The 20,469-nt window shown below is 64.5% G+C and carries 17 protein-coding genes; 9 read left to right on the top strand and 8 right to left on the bottom strand.

Annotated features, from left to right (window positions below; genetic code table 11):
* Positions 1 to 12: 12 nt before the first annotated feature.
* Positions 13 to 1,161, bottom strand: a complete 1,149-nt coding sequence (gene tgt, locus XH91_RS17350) for a tRNA guanosine(34) transglycosylase Tgt (RefSeq protein ID WP_128951696.1) — start codon at positions 1,159 to 1,161, stop codon at positions 13 to 15.
* Between the two features lie 196 nt (positions 1,162 to 1,357).
* Between tgt and XH91_RS17345 the strand changes: the two genes are divergently transcribed.
* The 4 genes from XH91_RS17345 to XH91_RS17330 all read left to right on the top strand — a co-directional run bounded on the left by XH91_RS17345 (position 1,358) and on the right by XH91_RS17330 (position 5,556).
* A complete protein-coding gene (locus XH91_RS17345) occupies positions 1,358 to 2,527 on the top strand; it encodes a patatin-like phospholipase family protein (RefSeq protein WP_128951695.1) in 1,170 nt (389 codons plus the stop codon).
* Between the two features lie 135 nt (positions 2,528 to 2,662).
* On the top strand, positions 2,663 to 3,409 hold the full coding sequence (locus XH91_RS17340) for a TetR/AcrR family transcriptional regulator (protein ID WP_128951694.1): 747 nt from the start codon (positions 2,663 to 2,665) through the stop codon (positions 3,407 to 3,409).
* 285 nt (positions 3,410 to 3,694) lie between these two features.
* Positions 3,695 to 4,300 (top strand): PepSY domain-containing protein, encoded by a 606-nt coding sequence (locus tag XH91_RS17335; protein ID WP_164933869.1) that lies wholly within the window; start codon positions 3,695 to 3,697, stop codon positions 4,298 to 4,300.
* A gap of 218 nt (positions 4,301 to 4,518) precedes the next feature.
* Positions 4,519 to 5,556, top strand: a complete 1,038-nt coding sequence (locus tag XH91_RS17330) for an aspartate-semialdehyde dehydrogenase (RefSeq protein ID WP_128951693.1) — start codon at positions 4,519 to 4,521, stop codon at positions 5,554 to 5,556.
* Positions 5,557 to 5,643: 87 nt separating this feature from the next.
* Here the strand turns inward: XH91_RS17330 and queA are convergent, their stop codons facing one another.
* From queA to coaD, 5 genes are all read right to left on the bottom strand, one after another.
* Positions 5,644 to 6,717, bottom strand: a complete 1,074-nt coding sequence (gene queA, locus XH91_RS17325) for a tRNA preQ1(34) S-adenosylmethionine ribosyltransferase-isomerase QueA (RefSeq protein ID WP_128951692.1) — start codon at positions 6,715 to 6,717, stop codon at positions 5,644 to 5,646.
* 127 nt (positions 6,718 to 6,844) lie between these two features.
* Positions 6,845 to 7,309 carry a peptidylprolyl isomerase gene (locus XH91_RS17320; RefSeq protein WP_128951691.1) on the bottom strand — a complete coding sequence of 155 codons (465 nt, stop codon included), beginning with the start codon at positions 7,307 to 7,309 and terminating at the stop codon, positions 6,845 to 6,847.
* The gene (locus XH91_RS17315) at positions 7,306 to 7,716 is read right to left on the bottom strand and encodes a hypothetical protein (RefSeq protein ID WP_128951690.1); all 411 of its coding nucleotides are present in this window, start codon (positions 7,714 to 7,716) and stop codon (positions 7,306 to 7,308) included. Before XH91_RS17315 ends, XH91_RS17320 begins: the two co-directional genes overlap by 4 nt.
* Positions 7,717 to 7,724: 8 nt before the next feature.
* Positions 7,725 to 8,300 (bottom strand): peptidylprolyl isomerase, encoded by a 576-nt coding sequence (locus tag XH91_RS17310; protein WP_128951689.1) that lies wholly within the window; start codon positions 8,298 to 8,300, stop codon positions 7,725 to 7,727.
* 40 nt (positions 8,301 to 8,340) lie between these two features.
* Complete coding sequence (coaD, locus tag XH91_RS17305; protein ID WP_128951688.1) at positions 8,341 to 8,835, bottom strand: pantetheine-phosphate adenylyltransferase; 495 nt, start codon at positions 8,833 to 8,835, stop codon at positions 8,341 to 8,343.
* Between the two features lie 258 nt (positions 8,836 to 9,093).
* Here coaD and XH91_RS17300 point away from each other — a divergent pair, with 258 nt between their 5' ends.
* Positions 9,094 to 9,351, top strand: a complete 258-nt coding sequence (locus tag XH91_RS17300) for a hypothetical protein (protein WP_128951687.1) — start codon at positions 9,094 to 9,096, stop codon at positions 9,349 to 9,351.
* 202 nt (positions 9,352 to 9,553) lie between these two features.
* Positions 9,554 to 11,407 (top strand): potassium transporter Kup, encoded by a 1,854-nt coding sequence (locus XH91_RS17295; protein ID WP_128954878.1) that lies wholly within the window; start codon positions 9,554 to 9,556, stop codon positions 11,405 to 11,407.
* Positions 11,408 to 11,465: 58 nt separating this feature from the next.
* On the opposite strand, the gene gyrA is transcribed toward XH91_RS17295, so the two are convergent.
* Both gyrA and XH91_RS17285 read right to left on the bottom strand, forming a co-directional pair.
* Positions 11,466 to 14,210 (bottom strand): DNA gyrase subunit A, encoded by a 2,745-nt coding sequence (gene gyrA, locus XH91_RS17290; protein WP_128951686.1) that lies wholly within the window; start codon positions 14,208 to 14,210, stop codon positions 11,466 to 11,468.
* Between the two features lie 358 nt (positions 14,211 to 14,568).
* The gene (locus tag XH91_RS17285) at positions 14,569 to 15,066 is read right to left on the bottom strand and encodes a single-stranded DNA-binding protein (protein WP_092234768.1); all 498 of its coding nucleotides are present in this window, start codon (positions 15,064 to 15,066) and stop codon (positions 14,569 to 14,571) included.
* A 423-nt stretch (positions 15,067 to 15,489) separates the two neighbouring features.
* Here XH91_RS17285 and XH91_RS17280 point away from each other — a divergent pair, with 423 nt between their 5' ends.
* From XH91_RS17280 to uvrA, 3 genes are all read left to right on the top strand, one after another.
* Positions 15,490 to 16,254 carry an outer membrane protein gene (locus XH91_RS17280; protein WP_128951685.1) on the top strand — a complete coding sequence of 255 codons (765 nt, stop codon included), beginning with the start codon at positions 15,490 to 15,492 and terminating at the stop codon, positions 16,252 to 16,254.
* A 235-nt stretch (positions 16,255 to 16,489) separates the two neighbouring features.
* The gene (locus XH91_RS17275) at positions 16,490 to 17,164 is read left to right on the top strand and encodes an outer membrane protein (RefSeq protein ID WP_128951684.1); all 675 of its coding nucleotides are present in this window, start codon (positions 16,490 to 16,492) and stop codon (positions 17,162 to 17,164) included.
* Positions 17,165 to 17,442: 278 nt separating this feature from the next.
* Positions 17,443 to 20,418, top strand: a complete 2,976-nt coding sequence (gene uvrA, locus XH91_RS17270; RefSeq protein WP_128951683.1) for an excinuclease ABC subunit UvrA — start codon at positions 17,443 to 17,445, stop codon at positions 20,416 to 20,418.
* Positions 20,419 to 20,469: the final 51 nt, after the last annotated feature.

Genomic DNA, 20,469 nt, shown 5'->3' with positions numbered 1-20,469 from the left:
TCATGCTCTGACCTAGCGCGGGGCGATGTCGCCCCTCGCCCAGTCCTCGCGCGTACGCTGGTAGAACTCGTCGAATGTTCCGTGTGCGATCGCGTCCCTGATGCCCTGCATCAGGAACTGGTAGTAGGCGATATTGATTTCGGACAGCAGCATCGCTCCCAGCGTCTCGCCTGCCTTGACGAGATGGTGAAGATAGGCGCGCGCGCAATTGCGCGTTGACGGCCACACGCTCTCCTCGTCGAGCGGACGCGGATCGTCGGCGTGGCGGGCGTTGCGCAAGTTCACCTGGCCGAAGCGGGTGAAGGCGACACCGTGGCGGCCATTGCGCGTCGGCATCACGCAATCGAACATGTCGACGCCGCGCTTCACCGCCTCGAGAATGTCGTCGGGCGTGCCGACACCCATGAGGTAGCGCGGCCGGTCCGCCGGTAGCCGTGGCGCGGTCTCGTCGATCATCGCCAGCATCACGGCCTGCGGCTCGCCGACGGCAAGGCCGCCGATCGCATAACCGTGGAAGCCGATCTCGACCAGGCCTTGCGCGCTCGCGTGGCGCAGCTCCGGTACGTCGCCGCCCTGCACGATGCCGAACAGCATGTAGCCGTCCGGTGCGCTCTCGAAGGCGCGCTTGCTTCGTTCGGCCCAGCGCAGCGACAGCCGCATCGCGCGCTCGATGTCGTCGCGCTCGGCCGGCAGCCGCACGCATTCGTCCATCTGCATGGCGATGTCGGAGCCGAGGAAGCGCTGCACCTCGATCGAGCGCTCCGGCGACAGCTCGACCTTGGCGCCGTCGATATGCGAGCGGAAGGTCACGGCGTGCTCGCTGACCTTGCGCAGGTCCGCCAGCGACATCACCTGGAAACCGCCGGAATCCGTCAGCATCGGCCCGTTCCAACCCGTGAACCGCTGCAGACCGCCGAGCGCGGCGATGCGCTCCGCGCCGGGACGCAGCATCAGATGATAGGTGTTGCCGAGCACGATATCGGCGCCGGCATCGCGCACTTCGCGCCAGTGCATTCCCTTCATGGCACCGGCGGTGCCGACAGGCATAAAGGCAGGGGTCCGCACCACGCCGTGAGGCGTGGTCAGGCGCCCAGTGCGCGCGGCGCCATCGGTGGCGAGCAGCTCGAAATGATTGGGAAGACCAGTAGCGGGAGGATTCATGGCGGTGCTTATTGCGTGTCGGGCGAGCCTGATCAACCCGCACGTTGCCCCAGACCGGGACGGCGTTGACGCGGACGTGATGACCGCAGCCGCTTGATAAACAAAACGATACAGTGTAGTTTCGCCGTGGGGGTTGGACGAGACGCCGCGGCACATGGCCGGCGGCCGTAGATGCGTGATCGCCAGCCACCGACCGATGCCCCTCCCCCCATGTTCGACGGACACGTCCGCCAGCTCCGACGGCTGGACAAAGCGCGTGATCAGGTCGCTGGTCGTGGCGTGCAGCCTGGCGCTCGCCGCCTGCACCTCGATCCCCCGCACCCCCTACACGGCGGCCGATGCAAGCCGCTCGCGCGTGCTCGATATCGAGGGGCTGAGGCGCTACGCCGACGAGCCCGTCACCAAATTCAGTTTCGAGCAGGACAAGGCGACTGGAAGCCGAACCTATCTGGCGCTCTCCGGCGGCGGCGCCGATGGAGCCTACGGCGTCGGTGTGCTCAATGGCTGGAGCGCAGCGCGCAACCGCCCGACCTTCTCCGTTGTCTCGGGTGTCAGCACCGGCGGCCTGATCGCACCCTTTGCCTTCCTCGGATCGCAATATGACGACACGCTGCGCGAGCTCTACACCAGCGGTATCGCCGAAAGCCTCTTGGGCGATCCCAGCATCATCCGCGTGCTGTTCGGCTCCGGCCTGTTCGGCAATACGCGGCTGCGCGAGCTCGTCGCGCGCTATGTCGGGCCGGAGATCATGGCCCAGGTCGCGCGCGAGAACGCCAAGGGCCGGCGGCTCCTCGTCGTCACCACCGATCTCGACACCCAGCGCACCGCGATCTGGGACATGGGCAAGATCGCCGCGGTCGGCACGCCCGAGGCGCTGAAGCTGTTTCGTGACGTGATGGCGGCCTCCGCCAGCATTCCCCTGGTGTTTCCGCCCATCCTGATCGAGGCCGAAGGCCAGGGGCGCAAATTCCAGGAGATGCATGTCGATGGCGGCGTGACGGCCCCGGTGCTGACGCTGCCCGAGGCCTTGCTGTTGCAGGGACGCCTGCCCGGCAACGCGAAGATGGATATCTACATCCTCGTCAACAAGAAGATCGAACGCAATTTCGAGCTGGTCGCCAACAGCACGATCGATGTCGCCTCACGCAGCCTGTCCGCCATCACGCAATCGCAGACGCGCTCCATCATCCTGTCGACCTACGATTTTGCCCAGCGCAACCACCTCGGATTCCATCTTTCCTATATCGAGCGCGATTACCCGGCGCCGCCGTCCGAGGGCTTTGATACCGGTTATATGCGGGCGCTCTATCAATACGGATACGAGAAAGCGGCCGGCGGCCAGGCCTGGACCTCGCGGATGCCGTGATATCAGCATCGCGGAACGGCGCTGGTGGAAGACCGTTGACGATATGGCCAATTCGGCCAGAAACGCGATGACGCCCCGGTTGCTGCGCGTTATAGAGCAATGATCACTACCAGGAACGCGCAGGGCTCACGGGGCATGGGATTGACTGCGACCAAGACAAGAACGGCCGCACCACGCCGCGAGGCCTCGAAGTCGCGCGGCGGCCGGCCCACCAAGAGCGCCGCGATCGAGCGCGACCAGCGGCTGATCGAGGTCGCCACCCGCCTGTTCCTCGATCGCGGCTTTGACGCGACCTCGCTCGATGCGGTGGCCGAGGCCGCGCGGGTCAGCAAGCCTACCGTCTATTCCCGTTACGGCGACAAGCGCGGCCTGTTTGCCGCCGTTCTCCGCCGTGAGATCGCGCGCTGGTTGGCGCCGCTGTCGGCTGCGGCAGAAACGCAGCTCAGCAGCGCCTCCGATATCCCGGTCGAACAGCGGCTGGTCGAGATCGGGCGCGAGATGCTCAATTTCACCTGCGGTCCCGACGCCGTGGCCTTCAGCCGCATGATGACGTCACAGGCCATCAACTTCCCCGACGTCGCCAAGCTCGGCAAGGAAGAGGGCTGGCTGAAGGCCGTCGCGACCACCGCGCGCTTCTTCGATCATCTGGTGGCGCAGGGCGCGCTTGACGTCGACGACACCACGATCGCAGCCGAGGTGTTCCTCGACGTCGTGGTCGGCCACACGCACCGCATGGCGACGTTCGGGACGCCGATGGAGCTGAAGGCCGCCGAGAAGCGGATGCGGGCGGCAATCAAGCTGTTCCTGGCCGGCGCGATCGGTCCGGCGGACCGCATTCCGAGCGCACCAAAACCCGCGCAACGGCGCCGCCCCTCCCGCTGACATTTCCGTGAGACCGGCAATTTGTCCCCCGCGGACGCCGGCCGCTTCGTTGACCAAAATAAAACGATACGGTATGGTTTTGTTTATAGAGCGGTGCGGGCCACTTTTTTCACCAGCCCCAAAAGAGGACCGGGCCGCTTGGATCGCCGCGACGGGTACAGCCCGGTAGCGACGTTCCGCGGCCGGCCGAAGCCCAAGGCCGGCCGCGATTTCTTTACGAACATCCGGCAGACTTGCTGGCCCGAGATGTGCCGGCTCAAGATCTGCCGGCCAAAGGTTTGGACCATGAGCGCGACAAGACCAGGGGTATACGGGTTGCTGGCGATCGCCCTGTCCGGGCTGCTCATCGCAGCACCTGTTCGCGCGACCGTCTCGGCAGGCTCGACGCCTGCCGCCCTCCACGGCGAGACAGATGGGGACGCTGCGGCGGACCGCCAGGCCGTCAGCCGCGAAATCGAGCGCTTCCGCTCTTCGTCGATCTCGATCAGCCAGGCGATGGCGATCGCGGAAGCCCGTCATGCCGGCGCCACCACGGCGGATATCAGCTTCGACGGCGGCTCCGGCGTGCCGGTGTACCGGGTCAAGACCCTGCACAACGACCGGATCTGGCGATCCACCATCAACGCGGCGACCGGCGAGGTCATTGGCGGCGAAGCCGCCCTGCCCTTGACCGAGCTGGACAACGAGGATCGCAGCAACCTCGCGGCGCTCGGCATCATCAAGCACCGCCTGGCTGACGCGGTGCGCGTCGCCGAGCAGGCGGCATCAGGCAAGGCCATCAGCGGCGGGCTGGTGCGCGAGCGCGGCCGGCTCAATTTCGCGATCGTCGTCATCAGCGGCGACGACCTCAAGGAGGTGCTGCTCGAGCCGCCGGGCGCGCGGGGCAAATAACGGCAGCCCCCGAGCCCGCCGAAAAGCCATTGACGGGCGCGAAACTCTCCCGCATAAGTCGCCACCATGTTCACGACCACCAAACGCACGACCAAAACCACCACGGCCTTCGGGGCCCGGGGAGGCGTGCGCGCGTAGTCGTCGACTAAAACGCATCAGCTCTACCGAAGCCCCGCCCTTCCAGGTCCGGGGCTTTTTTGTTGTCTAAATCGATCTCAATGGAGGACACAGTGAGTAACGATCCCGTCGTCGCGATTGTCGGCGTCACCGGTGCGGTGGGCGCCGAATTCATCGCCACCATGGACAAGCGCGGCTTTCGCGTCGGTAAGCTCAAGGCGCTCGCCAGCGCCCGCTCCGCCGGCAAGACGGTGTCGTTCCGCGGCAAGGATGTCGTCATCGAGGAATTGACCGAACGCGCCTTCGAGGGCGTCGACATCGCGCTGTTCTCCGCGGGCAGCGGCATCTCCAAGAAGTTCGCGCCCATCGCAGTCAAGGCCGGCGCCGTCGTCGTCGACAACTCCTCCGCCTTCCGCATGGACCCGAACGTCCCGCTGGTGATTCCCGAGGTCAACGGCAATCGCATCCGCGACCACAAGGGCATCATCGCCAACCCGAACTGCGCCGCGATCACCGCGCTGGTGCCGCTCTGGCCTATCCACCAGAGGAACCGGATCAAGCGCGTGATCATCTCGACCTACCAGGCGGCGTCGGGCGCCGGTGCGGCCGCGATGGACGAGCTCGTCGAGTCCACCCGTGCCAATCTCAACGGGCAGGTCTATACGCCCAAGGTGATGCCGCACCCCTACGCGTTCAACCTCTTCAACCACAACACCGCTGTCGACCCCGAGACCGGCTACAACGACGAAGAGACCAAGGTCATCAAGGAGACCCGCAAGATCTTCGAGGACGAGAAGATTGCGATCGGCGTCACCTGCGTCCGCGTGCCGGTGCTGCGCGCGCATTGCGAGGCCATCACTTTCGAATGCGAGAAGCCGATCGGCGAGGACCAGGTTCGTGCCATCATGGCCCAGGCGCCGGGCGTCAAGGTCGTCGACGACCGCGTCAAGAACTACTTCCCGATGCCGATCGACGCTTCGGGCCAGGACGACGTCCTGGTCGGCCGCATCCGCAAGGACCTCAGCGATCCCTCCGGCCATTCGATCTCGATGTTCGTGGCGGCCGATCAGTTGCTCAAGGGCGCAGCGCTGAACGCCGTGCAGATCGCAGAGCTCTTGCCGCAGCGGGTGATGGCGTAACGGAAGGGTGCGTAGGGTGGATTAGCCGAAGGCGTAATCCACCTCTTTACCGAGAAGTGGTGGGTTACGCCTTACGGCTAACCCACCCTACGGTACTGCCCTAAACAGCAGGCACGCATCCCCATACGAGTAGAATCGATACTCGTTCGCGATCGCATGCGCGTAGGCCTGCTTCATCGTCCCCAGCCCCGCGAAGGCCGACACCAGCATGAACAATGTCGACTTCGGCAGATGGAAGTTCGTCATCAAGATATCGACGGCGCGGAAGCGATAGCCGGGCGTGATGAAAATCGAGGTCTCGGCCGCGAACGGCTGGATGCTGCCATCCTCGCTCGCGGCACTCTCGAGCAGCCGCAATGACGTGGTGCCGACGGCGACGATGCGGCCGCCGCTTTTTCGCGCGGTGTTGAGCTGCTCCGCCATCCCGGCGGAGATCGTGCCCCATTCGGCATGCATCTTGTGAGCGTCGGTGTCCTCGACCTTCACCGGCAGGAACGTCCCTGCCCCGACATGCAGCGTGACCCTGACGATGCCGACGCCCCGCGCGCGCAGCCGCTGCTCCAGCGCCGGCGTGAAATGCAGCCCCGCGGTCGGCGCGGCCACGGCGCCTTCGTTCGCCGCGAACATGGTCTGGTAGTCGGCGAGATCCTGATCGTCAGGCGTGCGTTTGGAGGCGATGTAGGGCGGCAGCGGCGGGCTGCCGAGATCGGCGATCGCTTGGTCCAGTGCCGGACCGTGGAACGAGAACGACAGCGTCACCTCGCCTTCCATCCCCTTGGCCTCGACCTCGGCATCGAGATGCCCGAGCAGGCAGACCTTGCCCTCATTGCCGAAGCGGATGCGGTCGCCAGGGACGAGCTTCTTCGCCGGCTTCACCAGCGCCTGCCAGCGCGAGCCATCGAGGCGCTTGATCAGCGTTGCCTCGATCTTCGGCTCGGTCTCGCGGCCGATGCGGCGGCCCTTGAGCTGCGCCGCGATCACCTTGGTGTCGTTGACGACGAGTTGGTCACCCGGCTTCAGCCATTGCGGCAGATCGGCAATGGTCTGGTCGCGCAGCGCGCCGTTCTGCACGACCAGCATCTTCGCGGAGTCGCGCGGGCTGGCCGGGCGCAATGCGATGCGCTCGGGCGGCAGATCGAAATCGAAGAGATCAGTGCGCATGCCCAGAACTTGTCATCGCCCGCCTTGTGCGCACTTGCGCACTGGGGCGGGCGATCCAGTACTCACGATCATAATCGTAACCACATGCCCCGCCTGCGCGGGGCATGACGACGGCAAGAAGCCGCCGTTACTCCTTGTCGGCCGCCATCCGCGCCTTGACGATCTTGTCCGGATTCTGCACCGGTTCGCCGCGCTTGATCTTGTCGACGTTCTCCATGCCCTCGGTGACCTTGCCCCATACCGTGTACTGGTTGTCGAGGAAGCGGGCGTCGTCGAAGCAGATGAAGAACTGGCTGTCGCCGGAGTCGGGGCTCGCCGCACGCGCCATCGAGGTCGTGCCGCGGACATGCGGCTCCTTGTTGAACTCGGCCTTCAGCTTCTTGCCCGACCCGCCGGTGCCGGTGCCGTGCGGACAGCCGGTCTGCGCCATGAAGCCCTCGATCACACGATGGAACACGATGCCGTCGTAGAAGCCCTCGCGGACCAGCTCCTTGATGCGGGCAACATGGCCGGGCGCGAGGTCCGGGCGCATTTCGATGGTGACGGGGCCCTGCGTGGTCTCGAGGATCAATGTGTTTTCGGTGACGCTCATGCTCGTCTCTCTTGTGTTGGAGGTGAAGTCTTCCGGCGACGGATCGGGATCGCGAAGGGACGTCCCGCGGCCGCGCCGGCCATTGCATCGGTAAATGGCAACGGCGTGCAGCGCTGCAATGTCTCCATCACTGCGATGCGGTATTGCAGCCGGTCTTCGTCGGTGGCATCCGCGGATTCATAGGAAATTCGCGGATGGCCCAAAATGTTTCCGCTCCGGTTAAAGCTCACGATGACGGTGATGTCGATAGGGTGAGCCTTGCTGGCTGGTGGCGGTTTCCAGCAGGTTTGCAAGTATTTGGAGATGTCCGCGATGGTGTCGACCTTCGCGTCCTCGGCCGCGGCGCCGATCGTGCCGAGCAGGAGCGCTGCGGCAGCCAGCAGAAGCCTGTCGCCGCGGCGCGCCATGCGCCCTCCTACTTGATGTCGGAGGCGACCTGCACCTTCACCATCTTGTCGGGATCGGTGACGGTGCCGCTCGGCGAGCCGGCCGGCGCCTTCTTCAGCTTGTCGACGACGTCCATGCCCTGCACGACCTCGCCGACCACGGTGTACTGGCCGTCGAGGCTGCCGCCATCGGCAAACATGATGAAGAACTGCGAGTTGGCGGTATCGACGCTATCGCCGCGCCGGGCCATGCCGACGATGCCGCGGGCGAAGTGAACCTTGGAGAATTCCTGCTTCAGATTCGGATATTTCGAACCGCCGGTGCCGTTGCCGTTCTGGCCGTCGCCGGTCTGGGCCATGAAGCCGTCCATCACGCGGTGGAACGGCACGTTGTTGTAGAAGCCCTCGCGCGCGAGCTGCTTCAGGCGCTCGGCGTGCTGCGGCGCCAGGTCGGTCCTGAGCTTGATGACGATGCGGCCCTTGGTGGTGTCGATGACGAGCGCATTGGCCTTGTCGAGATTGGCCGGCAGCTGCTGCGCGATCGCAGGGACCGCGCCAACCAGCGCGACAAACATCGTGGCAAGAATTGCGATACGACGGTTCATGAAAACTCCGGATCAGGTGAGATGAAAAAGCGCGCCGTTTTCAGGCGAATTTTGCCTTGAGCTGAGATGCAACGAGCGGCGGTACGAAGGCCGAGACGTCTCCGCCCATACCGGCGATCTGACGCACCAATGTGCCGGTAATCGGGCGGACCAGGGGTGAGGCCGGCAGGAAGACGGTTTGCACCTCGGGCGCCATGGTGCCGTTCATGCCGGCGAGCTGCATCTCGTAGTCGAGATCGGTGCCATCGCGCAGACCCCGAATCATGATGGTGGCGCCGTATTTGCGCGCCGCGGCCACAGCGAGATCGTCGTAGGTCACGGCCTCGAGCGTGCAACCGGCCTGCGCCGCCACCGGCCCGCAGACGTCATGAAGCATCTTGAGCCGCTCTTCGGTCGAAAACAGCGGCTTCTTGCCGGGATGGATCCCGACCGCGACCACCAGGCGGTCGCACAGCGGCACGCTGCTCCGGACCACATCCAGATGGCCGTTGGTGATGGGGTCGAAGGAACCCGGGTAAAAGGCAATGCGCGGCATGGCTTCGTCCTACCGCGCCCGGCCCCGCCCGGCAAGCCGGACGGGTTCCGCGGCAGTTTCCTGACGATTTTCCCGGCATCCCGCGTCGGAAAGCCCTGGTTTGTTTCGTCCTCGGGGCGCCCACGACACACAACGGGACGCGGACGAAACCATTTCCGGCATCGGCGAAGACGTCCGGAAACTGGCCATGGTTACTAATCCAGCCAACGAATGACGGGCCGCATACTGGGCGTAGCGGCCGCATCACAGGGGACGTCAATGATCAAAGCTCTTTCAGCGATCGCCGTTGCTGCGTGTGTTGCTGCAGCCCTCACCCTCCTGCCCGGTTTTGCTCCGACCGTCGAAGCGAGCGTGCCGCAACCGCTGGCCAAGGGCGACCGGCTCGACATCAAGGCCATCGGCAGGGACTGCTCGCAGCAGGCGTGGCCGAACTTCGAGGCTTCCTGCCTGCGCCGCGCCGGCACCAAGGCTGACGTGCGTGTTGCTCGCCTCGTGACGGCCGACCGCACGCCGTAGACGATTTGTCAGGCCGGCGTCATAAACGCAGACACAAACCCCGGTAGAAACCCCATGGCAATTTGCGACGTCTCGTCGCAGAGTGTCTGACGCGCGCGCCCCTCGGAACGGCCCGATGGGCGCGGTCCCATTGAGGGGTTTGCAATTGTCCAGTACGCCCGCAGTCGCTTCCGGCCATCAACCCAATCCGCTTCCGCTTGCCATGACCATGGGCGCCCTCGGGGTGGTCTATGGCGATATCGGCACCAGCCCCCTCTATGCGCTGAAGGAAGCCGCCAAGGCGGCTGCGCATGGCGGCACGGTGACACAAGACGCGGTCCTCGGCGTTGCCTCGCTGATCCTGTGGGCGCTGCTGCTGATCATCTCGCTGAAATATGCGCTGCTGATCCTGCGCGCAGACAACCGCGGTGAAGGCGGCATCGTTGCGCTATTGGCGCTGCTGCATGCCCGTCACGCCCAGCCCGGCAGCTGGCGCGCCCATCTGCTGGTGGTCGGCCTCGTTGGCGCTGCCCTGCTCTATGGCGACGGCGCGATCACGCCGGCCATCTCGGTGCTGTCAGCCATCGAAGGTCTCAAGGTCGACGCCCCCTCGCTTTCGCCGGTCGTGGTGCCGCTGACCATCGCCATCCTGGTCGGCCTGTTCGTGATGCAGAAACAAGGCACCGGTTTCATCGGCCGCATCTTCGGACCGGTCATGCTGGCCTGGTTCCTCGTGCTGGCCGCGCTCGGCATCCACGGCATCCTCAAGGCGCCGGCCGTGCTGGCGGCGCTCAGCCCGTTCTACGCCGTGGACTTCCTGATCCATCAGGACTTCCAGGTCTCCTTCGCCATCCTGGGTGCCGCCTTCCTCGCGGTGACAGGCGGTGAGGCGATGTATGCCGACATGGGGCATTTCGGCCGTCTGCCGATCCGGCTCGCCTGGTTCGGGATCTGCCTGCCGGCGCTGGTGCTGAATTATTTCGGCCAGGCCGGGCTGCTGATCACCGATCCCACGATGATCGAGAATCCGTTCTTCCAGCTCTGCCCCGACTTCCTGCATTACGGTCTGGTCGCGTTCTCGGCCCTGGCGACCGTGATTGCCTCGCAGGCCATCATCTCCGGCGTGTTCTCGCTGACCCAGCAGTCGATCCAGCTCGGCTTCCTGCCGCGCATGCAGATCCGCCACACCACGAGCGATGCGATCGGACAGATCTACGTGCCGCTGGTGAACTGGCTGCTCGCCGCAGCAACGCTCGGCGCGGTGCTCAGCTTCGGCACCTCGGATGCGCTCGCCGGCGCCTATGGCATCGCGGTGTCGCTCTTGATGGCGATCACCACGCTGCTTGCGGCCCTGGTCGCGATCCAGTGGGGCTATTCGCCGTGGCTCGTCGTCGCCGTGAACGGCTTCTTCTTCGTGATCGACGTGATCTTCTTCTCCGCCAACTCGATCAAGCTGTTCGAGGGCGGCTGGTTTCCGTTATTGCTCGCCGGCCTCGTCGCCTTCCTGATGCTGACATGGCGCGCAGGCGTGAAGCTGGTCGAGGCGGCCCGCGCCCGGCTGCGCCAGCCAGAGGAAGACCTGATCGAAACCGCCGTCAACAAGTGCAAGGCAAGGCTGCCCGGGACCGCCGTGTACCTGGCCTCGGCGCCGAAAGGCGTGCCGCTCGCACTGACGCAATTCGTCAAGCACAACCACGTGCTGCACGAGCGCATCATCCTCGTCACCGTGCTGATCGAGGAACTGCCTCACATCGCCGAGGCGGACCGCGCCGAAATCATCGAGATCATCCCCGGCATCACCCGCGTGATCCTGCATTACGGCTTCATGCAGAACCCGACGATCTATGAAGGACTGACGCTCGCCTGCCGCCAGGGCAAGCTGCCCGGCATCGACCTCTCCGACATCACCTATTATGTCGGGCGCGAGACCATCATCCCGCGCGAGGACGTTCCGGGCATGTGGGTGTGGCGCGAAGGCCTGTTCGCCTTCCTCCAGCGCAACGCCGAACGATCGGCCGCGTTCTTCGGGGTTCCGACCAAGCAGGTCGTGGAGTTCGGGACGGAGCTGGAGATTTAGGACACGTGCGTAGCCCGGATGGAGCACGCAGCGAAATCCGGGCTACGGGAATGACGCATCAATCCCCGTTCGTCTCCCCATTCGCGCCATTTCCGCTCTCGGCCTCTTCCGTGATGTGCTCGACCGAGACGACGTGCTCGTCCTCGGCGGTATCGAACACGATGACGCCTTGCGTCGAGCGGCCGGCGATGCGGATGCCTTCGACCGGGCAGCGGATCAGTTGGCCCTTGTCGGTGACCAGCATGATCTGATCCGCATCCTCGACCGGGAAGGACGCCACCAGGTTGCCGTTGCGGTTGTTGACGCTCATGGCGACGATGCCTTTGCCGCCGCGGCCCGTGGTTCGGTACTCGTAGGACGAGGTCCGCTTGCCATAGCCGTTGACGGAGACGGTCAGCACGACCTGCTCGGCCGCCGACATCTCGGCATAGCGCTCCTGCGGAAGCTGGAAGCTGCCGGAGGTCTCCTCCGCCTCGGCATCGGCTGCCGGCTCTTCAGCCGCAGCTTCGCCGGCGACCGCGCGGCGCATCTTCAGATAGGCCGAACGCTCATCGGACGTGGTCTCGACATGGCGCAGGATCGCCAGCGAGATCACCTTGTCGCCCTCGCCGAGCGCAATGCCGCGCACGCCCATCGAGGTGCGACCGGTGAAGACGCGGACATCGGGGACCGGGAAGCGGATGCACTGGCCGCCGGCCGCGGTCAGCAGCACGTCGTCACGCTCGGTGCAGATCTGCACGTCGACGATCGCTTCGCCGTCGTCGAGCTTCATGGCGATGATGCCGGAACGGCGGACGTCGACGAAGTCGGACAGCTTGTTGCGGCGAACGTTGCCGCCGGTCGTGGCGAACATTACATCCAGTTGCGCCCAGGTCGATTCATCCTCGGGCAGCGGCATGATGGTGGTGATGCGTTCGCCCTGCTCCAGCGGCAGGATATTGATCAGCGCCTTGCCGCGCGCGTTGGGTGCCGCCATTGGCAGGCGCCAGACCTTTTCCTTATAGACTTGGCCACGGGACGAGAAGAACAGCACCGGAGTATGAGTTGAGGCGACAAAGAGCCGGCTGACGAAATCCTCGTCGCGGGTCTGCATGCCGGAGCGGCCCTTGCCGCCGCGGCGCTGGGCGCGATAAGCCGACAGCGGCACGCGCTTGACATAGCCGGCATGCGAGACGGTGACGACCATGTCCTCGCGCTGGATCAGGTCCTCGTCCTCGACCTCGCCTTCCTGCTCCATGATCACGGTGCGGCGCGGGGTGGCGAACTCGGCCTTCACCTCGGCGAGCTCGGTCTTGATGATGTCGAGGATGCGGGCGCGCGAGTGCAGGATCTCGAGATACTCGCCGATCTCGCCGGCGAGTTTTGCCAGCTCCTCGCCGATCTCGTCGCGGCCGAGCGCCGTGAGCCGCGCCAGGCGCAGTTCCAGGATCGCCTTGGCCTGATCCAGCGACAGGCGGATGGTGCCGTCCTCGTTGATGCGATGGCGGGGATCATCGATCAGCGTGATGATGTCCTCGACATCACGGGCCGGCCAGTCACGCGTCATCAGGGTGTCGCGCGCGGCAGCCGGCGTCGGCGAGGTCCGGATGACCTTGATGATCTCGTCGATATTGGCGACCGCGATCGCAAGACCGACCTGCTCATGCGCGCGTTCGCGCGCCTTGCGCAGCTTGTATTTGGTGCGGCGTGTGATGACCTGCTCGCGGAAGCCGACGAAGATCGTCAGCATGTCCTTCAGGTTCATCGTCTGCGGACGACCACTGTCGAGCGCGACGGCGTTGACGCCGAAAGAGGTCTGCAGCGGCGTGAATTTGTAGAGCTGGTTCAGCACCACGTCGGGCACGGCATCGCGCTTGAGCTCGACGACGACGCGGTAGCCATCGCGGTCGGATTCGTCGCGCAGATCGGAGATGCCCTCGATCTTCTTTTCCTTGTAGAGCTCGGCGATGCGCTCGACCATCGTCGCCTTGTTCACCTGATACGGGATCTCGGTGATGACGATCGCCTCGCGCTCCTTCCGGATCGTCTCGAACTCGACCTTGCCGCGCATCACGATGGAGCCGCGGCCGAGATGATAGGCGCTGCGGATGCCCTGGCGTCCGAGGATGATGCCACCGGTCGGGAAGTCCGGGCCCGGGATGATGTTGTTGAGCTCGTCGATGGTCAGCGACGGGTTGTCGACCAGCGCAAGACAGGCGTCGATGACCTCGCCGAGATTGTGCGGCGGGATGTTGGTGGCCATGCCGACCGCGATGCCGCCGGCTCCGTTGACCAGCAGGTTGGGGAACCGCGCCGGCAGAACCACGGGCTCCTTGGTCGAGCCGTCATAGTTGTCCTGGAAATCGACCGTCTCGTTGTCGATGTCGTCGAGCAGCTTGAGCGCGATCTTGGTCAGGCGGGATTCGGTATACCGCATCGCCGCCGGCGGATCGCCGTCGACGGAGCCGAAATTGCCCTGCCCGTCCACCAGCAGTTCGCGCATCGAGAAGGGCTGCGCCATACGGACCAGCGCGTCATAGATCGCCTGGTCGCCATGCGGATGGTATTGGCCCATGACGTCGCCGACGATACCGGCCGACTTCTTGTGCTTCTTGTCGGGTGTGTAGCCTTCCTCGTTCATCGAGAACAGGATGCGGCGGTGCACGGGCTTCAACCCGTCGCGCGCATCGGGCAGCGCGCGCGACACGATCACGCTCATGGCGTAATCGAGGTAGGACTTCTTCATCTCCTCGTAGATCGAGACGGGGCGAATGTCCGAGGGTTGCGCCGGCTGGTCGCCGGGCTTGTTGTCGTCGTCAGCCAAGGGGGAATCCGGTGAAGTTTTATCTGGGAATCATATAGCGCATCGAGGCCCTGATAACCACCCTTGGAGGCTTCCGGGAAGCGCTTTTTCCGACTGTTCTTCCAGAGACTTACGCCCTTCCTGGTACCGCCTTGGGCAAGCTCTGGGCAAGCCTCCGGGAACCGCCGCTCAGGTCCCGAAAACCACGTCATGCATCATGCGCCCGGGCGGCAGCGTGAACAGCCCCGCCACCACCGGCGCGCCCACAAACATTGGGACCATGATGCGCCGGTGATCGGTACCCCGATCCAACCGGCCAATCAGTGGGAACACCTGCCGCTTCCCGCGAGCAAGGCGAAATGCGAAGCTCCGCCTCGCCTCAGAACGGGATATCGTCGTCCATGTCGTTGTTGCGGCCACCGCCGCCCGCGGCCACGGGGCGGCGCGGTGCGCTGCTGACCGGACCGGACGAGCCGAAATCGCCGCCCGGCTCGTCGCCGAAGCTGCCGCCGCCTCCGCCACCGCCGCGGCCGTCGAGCATCGTCAGCGTCGAGTTGAAACCCTGCAGCACGACCTCGGTCGAGTACTTCTCCACACCGCTCTGATCGGTCCATTTGCGGGTCTGAAGCGCCCCCTCGATGTACACCTTGGCGCCCTTCTTCAGATACTGCTCGGCGACCTTGCAAAGCCCTTCGTTGAAGATCACGACGCGATGCCACTCGGTCTTTTCCTTGCGCTCGCCGCTATTCTTGTCGCGCCAGGTCTCGGAGGTCGCGATGCTCAGATTCGCGATCGGCCGCCCGTCCTGGGTGCGGCGGATTTCCGGATCCTTGCCGAGATTTCCGACCAGAATGACCTTGTTGACGCTTCCCGCCATCGCCGCTCTCCACTCCAAATGCACTGAATTTCGAAAAGGCGCGCCCGCGCTGCCGCCTGTTGGGTCGACCCTATACGCTTACGAGGGCCGATCGGCCCGGCACACCCTTGGTTATCCCCACATATAGCACCGACCAAACATTTGTTCCAGATTTGTTCCTACCGAAATTGATGCGACCCAAGCGTGCAATCGGTAGTCGCCGCCTCTATGCACGACATCATGAATTGGAACCGGCACAGGCAAGAAAATGCTTAATCTTCATTAGGTTATGCCCCCTCAGTTGGCCGACGAGTGTTGCATTCCGGAGACGGACTCCGCCTCCGGATTGGACTACGGTCCGACTCGGAATTGGTTCATATGGGCGTCGCGCCTGATTGACCGCTTCAGGGGACGACTGAAGCGGACGACACTGGGGAGACTGCAATGAAGAAAATTCTGTTCGGTACAATCGGTATGGTTGCCTTGGGCTTGTCAGCACCGGCTGACGCAGCCGATCTTGCGGCGCGTCCCTACACCAAGGCGCCGCCGCCGATGATCGCCACCATCTACGACTGGAGCGGCTTCTACATCGGCATCAACGGCGGTGGCGGATCGAGCCACAAGTGCTGGGACTTCCTCGCGGCGACCACCGGCGCGCTGCTCGGCGAGGGTTGCCACAATGCGACCGGCGGCACCGTCGGCGGCCAGGTCGGCTATCGCTGGCAGTCCGCCAACTGGGTGTTCGGCCTCGAAGGCCAAGGCAACTGGGCCGACTTCTCCGGCGACAATGTCAGCGCGCTCATCCTGAGCCAGCGCAACCGCTCGAAAATCGACGCCTTCGGCCTGATCACGGGCCAGGTCGGTTATGCCTGGAACAACGTGCTGTTCTACGTGAAGGGCGGCGGTGCCGTGGTCGCCGACAAGTTCAATATCTACACCGCGCCCGGATTCGCTGGAGCCGGCACCCTGCTCGCCTCGACCAGCGATAACCGCTGGGGCGGCACGGTCGGCGCCGGCCTCGAGTTCGGCTTTGCGCCGAACTGGTCGGTTGGCGTTGAGTACGACCACATCTTCCTGGGCAGCAGGACTCTGACGCTGAATGCGCCCGGCGGCGGTGCATTCCAGACCGATCGCATCGGCCAGAATGTCGACATGGGTCTCGTCCGCGTCAATTATCGCTGGGGCGGCCCCGTCATCGCGAAGTACTGATCCACCTGAAATCATTCGAGAATAAAAGGCCGGCCGCGCGCCGGCCTTTTGCTGTCGTGTTCCCTGCGGGAACTATGGGTCAGCTACTATTACATTTTGTATTTGTTGTGGCTTTTGAGAGACACAACTTGCGGCTTCAGTGGTGTAAGCACGTCGTTAGTTGGACCACAGCGTCCGATGCCCTTCCGATCTTACGGAAGGCAACAACAGAAACTGGGACTGGGATAAGTTGAAAATGAAGAAGGTTTTGTTGGCTTCGGCCGCTCTGATTGCCCTCACCGGCGCCGCTTCGGCTGCCGATCTGGCGGCTCGCCCCTACACCAAGGCGCCTGTCGCGATGGCCTCGGTCTACAACTGGACCGGCTTCTACCTCGGTCTCATGGGCGGCGGCGCCTGGGAAGACGCGAACAGCCCGCGGATGCAGGGCGGCTTCGTCGGCGGCACCGCCGGCTACAATTGGCAGACCGGCAATGTCGTGTTCGGCGTTGAGGCTGATGGCGCCTGGGCTGACGTCAGCGCCTCCGCTGCGGCCACTGTTCCCGGTTTCGGTGTCGTGACCGCGAACTCGAAGACCGACGCGCTCGGCACCGTGCGCGGCCGCATCGGCTACGCCGTCAACAACGTGCTGTTCTACGGCACCGGCGGCTACGCCTGGATCGACAACAAGATCAGCCTCTCCGCGCTGGGCGTGAGCATCTCCGACAGCAAGTTCCACTCGGGCTGGACTGTCGGCGCGGGCGTCGAAGCCTTCATCGCTCCGCAGTGGTCGATCAAGGGTGAGTACCTGTATCGCAGCCTCGGCAGCGAGAACTACTTCGGGGGCAACCTGCCCTCCGGCACGCTCAACCTGCACACCGTGCAGTTCGGCGTGAACTATCACTTCAACGGCCCGGTCGTCGCCAAGTACTGAGTTCAGTACCGAGCTTCGTCTCCAAAGCCATCGTCACGAAAGGCCGGCCTCGCGCCGGCCTTTTTGTTGTTCCGTTGGGGCCCATGGCCGGGCGCTGCTGCCAAATCCCGCCAGCGCGCCAACAATCCGTTGACGATTCGCAAGTCCCACTGGAAATCCGCCTTCGTTCTTCCTACGTTCGCTCACAACCCCATTGGCGCCGATCCCGGTTCCGGGCGAAGCGCGCCTGCACGTTGGCGCGATCGCGTAGCTTTTGGGATTCCTTGAGGGCAAACCGGATGGATGAAGTGATCAAGGCGAAGCGCCAACAGCAGAACGCGGGCTCCAGCCTGCGCGCAATTACGATCCGTGGCGCGCGCGAGCACAACCTCAAGAACATCGACGTCGAGATTCCCCGCGACAAGCTCGTGGTGTTCACCGGGCTATCAGGCTCCGGCAAATCCTCGCTCGCCTTCGACACCATCTATGCCGAGGGCCAGCGCCGCTACGTCGAGTCGCTCTCGGCCTATGCCCGCCAGTTCCTGGAGATGATGCAGAAGCCCGACGTCGACCAGATCGATGGCCTGTCGCCGGCGATCTCGATCGAGCAGAAGACGACCTCGAAGAATCCGCGCTCCACCGTCGGCACCGTCACCGAGATCTACGACTACATGCGCCTGCTCTGGGCGCGCGTCGGCGTGCCCTATTCGCCGGCCACGGGCCTGCCGATCGAAAGCCAGACCGTCTCGCAGATGGTCGACCGCGTCCTGGCGCTGCCCGAAGGCACCCGGCTCTATCTGCTCGCGCCCGTCGTGCGCGGCCGCAAGGGCGAGTACCGCAAGGAGCTCGCCGAATGGCTGAAGAAGGGCTTTCAGCGCGTCAAGATCGACGGCACGTTCTACGAGCTCGCAGAAGCGCCGACGCTCGACAAGAAATTCCCGCATGACATCGACGTCGTGGTCGACCGCATCGTGGTGCGCGCCGATATCGGCCAGCGCCTCGCCGAAAGCTTTGAGACCGCGCTGAAGCTCGCCGAGGGCCTCGCCGTGGTCGAGTTCGCGGATGCGCCGGCAGCCGCCCCGGTCGAGGAGAAAAAGAAGACCGCAAAGATCCACGACAAGAGCGGGCCCGAGCGCATCCTGTTTTCGGAAAAATTCGCGTGTCCCGTCTCCGGCTTCACCATCCCCGAGATCGAGCCGCGCCTGTTCTCGTTCAACAACCCCTATGGCGCGTGCCCGGCCTGCGGCGGCCTCGGCGTCGAGCAGCATGTCGACGAAGACCTCGTCATCCCCGACAAGGAGCTCGCCATCGGCAAGGGCGCGATCGCGCCCTGGGCCAAATCGTCGTCACCTTATTATGTGCAGACGCTGACGGCGCTCGGCAAGCACTACAAGTTCACCCTGACCACCAAGTGGAAGGATCTGCCGAAGAAGACGAGAGACGCGATCTTGCATGGCTCCGGCGAGGACGAGATCAAGTTCTCCTATGAGGACGGCGTCCGCTCCTACGACACCAAGAAGCCGTTCGAAGGCGTGATCACCAACATCAACCGCCGCTATCGCGAGACCGAGAGCGAGTGGGCGCGCGAGGAGCTGGCCAAGTATTTCCACGACGTACCCTGCGGCGCCTGCAACGGTTTCCGGCTCAAGCCCGAGGCGCTTTGCGTCAAGGTCGGTGCCAAGCATATCGGCGAGATCTCCGAGCTGTCCGTCAAGGCCGCCGGCGCCTGGTTCGAGACCGTGCCTGAGGCACTGAACGCGCAGCAGAACGAGATCGCCGGGCGCATCCTGAAAGAGATCCGCGAGCGCCTCACCTTCCTGCTCGACGTCGGCCTCAACTATCTCACCCTGTCCCGCTCCTCCGGCACGCTGTCCGGCGGCGAGAGCCAGCGCATCCGCCTCGCCTCGCAGATCGGCTCGGGCCTGACAGGCGTGCTCTACGTGCTGGACGAGCCCTCGATCGGCCTGCACCAGCGCGACAACGCGCGCTTGCTCGACACCCTCAAAAGGCTTCGCGACCTCGGCAACACCGTGGTCGTGGTCGAGCACGACGAGGATGCGATCCGGCTTGCCGACTACGTCCTCGACATTGGCCCCGGTGCCGGCATGCATGGCGGCAACATCGTTGCCGAAGGCACGCCCGACGAGATCATGCGCAACCCGAAATCGCTCACCGGCAAATACCTGACCGGCGAGCTCGAGGTCGAGGTGCCGGAGCGGCGTCCGCCGAACCATCGCCGCACCATCAAGGTGGTGAACGCGCGCGGCAATAACCTCAAGAACGTCACTGCGGAGATTCCGCTCGGCCTGTTCACGGCGGTGACCGGCGTGTCCGGCGGCGGCAAGTCGACGCTGCTGATCGACACGCTCTACAAGGCGATCGCGCGCAAGCTCAACGGCGCCAGCGAAGGCGCAGCTCCTCATGATCGCATCGAGGGCCTCGAGCATATCGACAAGATCATCGACATCGACCAGTCGCCGATCGGACGCACGCCGCGCTCGAATCCGGCGACCTATACCGGCGCCTTCACGCCGATCCGTGAATGGTTTGCCGGCCTCCCCGAAGCTAAGGCCCGCGGCTACGAGCCCGGTCGCTTCTCCTTCAACGTCAAGGGCGGTCGCTGCGAAGCGTGCCAGGGCGATGGCGTCATCAAGATCGAGATGCACTTTCTGCCAGACGTCTACGTCACCTGTGACGTCTGCAAGGGCAAGCGCTACAACCGCGAGACGCTGGAGGTCCTGTTCAAGGGCAAGTCCATCGCCGACGTGCTCGACATGACGGTCGAGGAAGCCGCCGAATTCTTCAAGGCGGTGCCGCGCGTGCGCGAAACCTTCCAGACCCTGCACCGCGTCGGGCTCGACTACATCCATGTCGGCCAGCAGGCGACGACCCTGTCGGGCGGCGAAGCCCAGCGCGTCAAGCTCGCGAAAGAACTGTCAAAACGCGCCACCGGCCGCACGCTCTACATCCTGGACGAGCCGACCACCGGCCTGCACTTCCACGACGTCAAGAAGCTCCTGGAGGTGCTGCACGAGCTGGTCGCGCAAGGAAACACGGTCGTCGTCATCGAGCACAATCTCGAAGTTATCAAGACCGCCGACTGGGTCATCGACCTCGGCCCCGAAGGCGGCGATGGCGGCGGCGAGATCGTCGCCTGGGGCCCGCCCGAGGACATCGTGAAGGCGCAGCGCAGCTACACGGGCAAATTCCTGGAGCCGGTGCTGAAGAAGGCGCGCAAGCCGAAGCGAAGGAGCACGAGCGAGGCGGCGGAATGACTTTGGGAGCCGTAGGGCGGATTAGCGAAGCGTAATCCGCCACCGCCCTCT

Origin of the sequence: Bradyrhizobium guangzhouense (genome assembly GCF_004114955.1) — a bacterium.
Lineage (GTDB): Bacteria > Pseudomonadota > Alphaproteobacteria > Rhizobiales > Xanthobacteraceae > Bradyrhizobium > Bradyrhizobium guangzhouense.
This window is presented reverse-complemented; position numbering and strand designations above follow the sequence as displayed.